4 protein-coding genes are annotated in these 4,110 nt (G+C 62.0%); all 4 read right to left on the bottom strand.

Annotated elements, in window-relative coordinates; genetic code table 11:
- Nucleotides 1-1,258: restriction endonuclease subunit S (locus tag QZY48_RS23425; RefSeq protein WP_295435623.1), on the bottom strand; the 1,258-nt coding region annotated here is incomplete at its 3' end.
- Nucleotides 1,246-1,641 (bottom strand): type II toxin-antitoxin system VapC family toxin, encoded by a 396-nt coding sequence (locus QZY48_RS23420; protein WP_295435621.1) that lies wholly within the window; start codon nucleotides 1,639-1,641, stop codon nucleotides 1,246-1,248. The genes QZY48_RS23420 and QZY48_RS23425, both read right to left, overlap by 13 nt.
- Nucleotides 1,638-1,913 carry an AbrB/MazE/SpoVT family DNA-binding domain-containing protein gene (locus QZY48_RS23415; RefSeq protein ID WP_295435619.1) on the bottom strand — a complete coding sequence of 92 codons (276 nt, stop codon included), beginning with the start codon at nucleotides 1,911-1,913 and terminating at the stop codon, nucleotides 1,638-1,640. Before QZY48_RS23415 ends, QZY48_RS23420 begins: the two co-directional genes overlap by 4 nt.
- A 350-nt stretch (nucleotides 1,914-2,263) precedes the next feature.
- Nucleotides 2,264-3,778 carry a class I SAM-dependent DNA methyltransferase gene (locus QZY48_RS23410; RefSeq protein WP_295435618.1) on the bottom strand — a complete coding sequence of 505 codons (1,515 nt, stop codon included), beginning with the start codon at nucleotides 3,776-3,778 and terminating at the stop codon, nucleotides 2,264-2,266.
- Nucleotides 3,779-4,110 lie beyond the last annotated feature (332 nt).

Raw genomic sequence — 4,110 nt, 5'->3', positions numbered from 1 at the left:
AGCCTTGGCGCGCTCCAAGGCTGAAGCCTTGGACTCCAGGCGCTTGGGCTGGGGCGCTTGACTTAACGGCAGTGACATCGGAGCCTGGGAGCGAGATCAAATGATTCTTGAAGCTGGTCGCCTGAAATAATCGAGCACTGAGCGATTTTTCCGCTGCATCAATGTTACTGAATTCAGAGGCAATTTGTTCTTGCTTTGGGCTATCTGGCAAATAGATTTCCAGCCGCTCCAAGATGCGCTCATTCATGCCGGGCATCACAGTCCCATTGCCGCCCGCCTGCGCCTGGAGCCAGTGCTGGGTTGAGTCGGATTTCAGAAAATAGAAAAAATACCTAGGATTGATTATAGCCTTGTCCACCCGGAATCGTATGCAGTCAGAACCAACAACAAAGCCTTCATGTTCCTGCTCGACGTAGACCAGTTTGTGCATGTGACGTTTCCTTCCCATGACGACATCTCCGGGCATCATCCAGTATTTCGCAAGTCTTTGCCGGTCGTCTTCTCCCAGAAACGGGCCGTCAGGGAAAACCATTTTACCGTTCGTAATGTTCACCGGGTTAATTATCGGAACGCCAACGCTTTGATACGCCGATGCCTTCAGAACGCTCCCAAATGGCCCAGTTTGCAGCGAGAGGGCTTTTCGGCGTATGAGGTCTCGGCCTGTAACCGTTTCTGCTAACGGAGTGCCCAAGAAACGGTGAATCGAAAGGGAGTAGCGCAGTTTTTCCAAAGACTCCATGGCCGCACGTATCAATAGAACATTACTCTCGGCTTTCTGCAATAATGACAGAATTGGCTGCTGCTCCTCCAGCGCGGGCAATGTGAATTCGTATTCCGCGAGACTCTTCCAATTAGTCCGCGGTGACAGCGAACCGGCCGAGGTCGCAACGGCGTGCTCAAAAAACCCATCCGTCTGGCAAATGAACGGCAACAGTTCCGGCAGCAGCAGATTCGGGTCTCTGGATTCCAGCACATAGATATCGCCGGAGCAGATCCCATCAAAATCCGCGACCGCGACCTTCCGCTGATAGGCCCGGCGCTTGCCAAACAACACCTGCCCCGGTCGGAAGCGGTTGGTGAAGGTGGTCCCGTCGGCGATCTCGCCCCAGGAGCGGATACGCAGGTCGCCAGGCTCGATGTGCTCCAGACCGACGTAGCGGTCCAGCCCATCGGCCGCAGGATCTTTGCTCGTCTCCTGGTTCAGTTTTACGACATCGCCGAACCTGACCCGTCGCCACCCCGCCTTCAAACCTTCCATACCCGAACCTGCGGCGCAATTCCGGCCTTCCGCGCCGCCTTACAAAAATCCTTATCGAAGGTATGCATCACGGCACTGCCGCTCGCCGCGAGGTGCAGTGCATCGGCGAAGTCAGCCCCCATCGCATACCACGCGAGCGCCTGCTCGATGGCCGCTGCGTCTTCGAGTTCGGCGTTTTCCGTCTGTATCATCAACTGGAAAAACGCATGGATACGCTCACGCGGAGTCTGGTAGAGTGATCGCAAGACCCATTCGGTTTCCAACAGCACGGTCCGGGATATGAGGACGCGATGCTGTTTGAGCAGGTGCTCAGCCACGTCCGCCTGCCGCGGGTGATCATCGACGATAAGTCGCACCAGTAAATTGGTGTCGAAGGCGATCATTGACCATGGCTCTCCGCGGCGTCCCACTCGGCGCCGATATCGACCGGTGCGCAGAGCGCATCGGTGGACAGCGGCGGGCCGGCGTGTTTCAGGAATCCCCGCAGGTCCTCCAGCCTGAGCGCTTTATTCGCGGGTCTTGGCTTGAGCAGGAGACCGGCCGGGGTGGTTTCGAGGATCAACTCGCGACCAGTTTGCCAATGCAATTCGGCGCGAATATGCTCGGGGATCTCAACCTGTCCCCGGCTGGAGAGGGTGACTGTCACGCTCGACATGGAAAATCTCCAAGAGGAAATACCCGGCCTGGCTGGTGTCCGTCCTACGCGCGCTCCCCTGGGCCTTCATCGGATGCCCAGGGAAAAAAACCCGCCATGGTTGCGCTGCCCAGTCGAAACCGGCCAAGCGTGGCGGGTGTGTCATGAGCATTATAGTGCCAAAGGAGCGGGGGCGTCCCGCCCCCGCGGGCCCGGCTTGCGGGGCCTTGAACATCAGACCAGTCGCAGGGTTCGGGGGGACGGCGTGCCCACCACCTGCGCGACGCCACTGTGGAGCGGTGTCACGAGCGGAAGGCGATCACTATCCCCACAAGCACTTGTGGGGATTCAGCGCTGAGCTTGTGTGGATTCTACGAATCCCCACAAGCTCTTTCGCACAACACGTCCAGCGTATCGACCAAGGCATCCATCTGCTGCCAGAACCCCTCCCCCTCCGCCTCCCAATCCGCCCACACCGCCGCCAGGCTACGCCCGTCCGGCGCCGCACCGTTCGCGGGCTTGCCCCGTTTGACATAGAGCGGAATGGACAGGCTGTAGTCGCCGACGGCGACCGCCGCGCGCGTGGCGACCGCGGCGAAGCCGGGTACCTCGGCAAAGGCCTGGTAGGCGTCGGCGATGCGTCGCTGGTGCTCGGGTTTGAGGAAGCTGTAGGCGCGCTCGCGGGTGATTGCCTCGAGTGCGTCGATGAAGAGGATGCGGCCCTGGCGCTGCGGCGGTTTGCTGGTGCGGCAGAGGACGACGCAGGCCTCCATCGGGGAGTTGAAGAAGAGGTTGGGACCGAGACCCAGCACGCAATCGACCAGGTCGGCCTCGATCAGCTTGCGGCGCATCGCGGCCTCTTCCTTGCGGAACAGGACGCCGTGCGGAAAGAGGATGGCGCAGCGCCCGGTCCGCGGGTCCAGGCTTTTGAGGATATGCTGAAAAAAGGCATAGTCGGCGCGGCCCTGGGGCGGGGTGCCGAGGAAGTTCCGGCCCCAGGGGTCCGACTGCCAGGCGTCGCGGTTCCACTGCTTAATCGAATATGGCGGATTGGCGAGTACCACATCAAAGGTGCGCAGCCGGTCGGCGTCCGTGAAGCGCGGTTCGGCCAGGGTGTCGCCGCGCTGGATGTCGAAGTCCTCGACCCCATGCAGGACCAGGTTCATGCGGGCGATGGAGGCGGTCATGTGGTTGCGCTCCTGTCCGTAGAGACGCAGCGTGCGCGGCTCGCCCCCGGCGCACTTCACCTGCGCGAGCGCCGAGAGCAACATGCCGCCGGTGCCGCAGGTGGGGTCATAGATGCGCTCGCCGGGTTGGGGCTGGAGCATTTGGGTCATCAGGTGGACGACGGTGCGGTTGGTGTAGAACTCCTGCGCGGTGTGGCCGCCGTCGTCGGCGAACTTGCCGATCAGGTATTCATAGGCGTCGCCGAGCGTGTCCTCGGGGACCTTGGCGGTGGAGAGAATCTGACCTGCGAAGTGCTCCAGCAGGTCCTTTAAGGTGCCGTCGGGCAGGCGCTCTTTGTTGGTCCAGGGGGCGTCGCCGAAGATGCCGTCGAAGCGCCCCGGGTTGGCGGCCTCAATGGCGCGCATGGCGTCCTGCAGTGCACGGCCCAGGTCCCGGGCGACGGTGCGCACCTGGTCCCAGTGGGCGCCCGCGGGGACGGCGAAGCGCTCGTCGGCCTGCGCACGGGCGAGCACCGCATCGTCGGCGTAGGTCGCGAGCGCCTGCGCATAGTCCTCGTCCCAGACATCCGACAGGCGCTTGTAAAACACCAGCGGGAAGATGAACTGCTTGTAGTCGCCGGCATCGATGAGGCCGCGCAGGATGGTGGCGGCGCCCCAGAGGTAGCTTTCCAGTTGCGGGAGGGTGAGGCGGTCAGGCATCAGGGCATTCTAGTCTTCGTCTGTGTGGTCGGCGACCCTGCGTCAGCGGCGGCGCTCGGTCCGCACAGCGGACCCTACGTCTGGTCCGGCGGTCGGGCGCGCCGCATCCACCATCGGTCACGGTTCCCGCGTTGCCGATGTCACGCCCTTTCAGGGCTGGGACCCTCAACAACAGACCACCCAGGGCGTTGCCCTGGGCTGGTATGTCACGCCCTTTCAGGGCTGGGACCCATAACAACAGACTACCCAGGGCGTTGCCCTGGGCTGGTATGTCACGCCCTTTCAGGGCTGGGACCCATAACAACAGATCACCCAGGGCGTTGCCCTGGGCT

Source organism: uncultured Thiodictyon sp. (genome assembly GCF_903828115.1).
Classification (GTDB): Bacteria; Pseudomonadota; Gammaproteobacteria; order Chromatiales; family Chromatiaceae; genus Thiodictyon.
This window is presented reverse-complemented; position numbering and strand designations above follow the sequence as displayed.

Excerpts from the sequence above, each read along its gene's own strand:
- QZY48_RS23415 (WP_295435619.1), bottom strand. The coding sequence starts at position 1,913 with ATGTCGAGCGTGACAGTCACCCTCTCCAGCCGGGGACAGGTTGAGATC.
- QZY48_RS23410 (WP_295435618.1), bottom strand. The coding sequence starts at position 3,778 with ATGCCTGACCGCCTCACCCTCCCGCAACTGGAAAGCTACCTCTGGGGC.
- QZY48_RS23420 (WP_295435621.1), bottom strand. The coding sequence starts at position 1,641 with ATGATCGCCTTCGACACCAATTTACTGGTGCGACTTATCGTCGATGAT.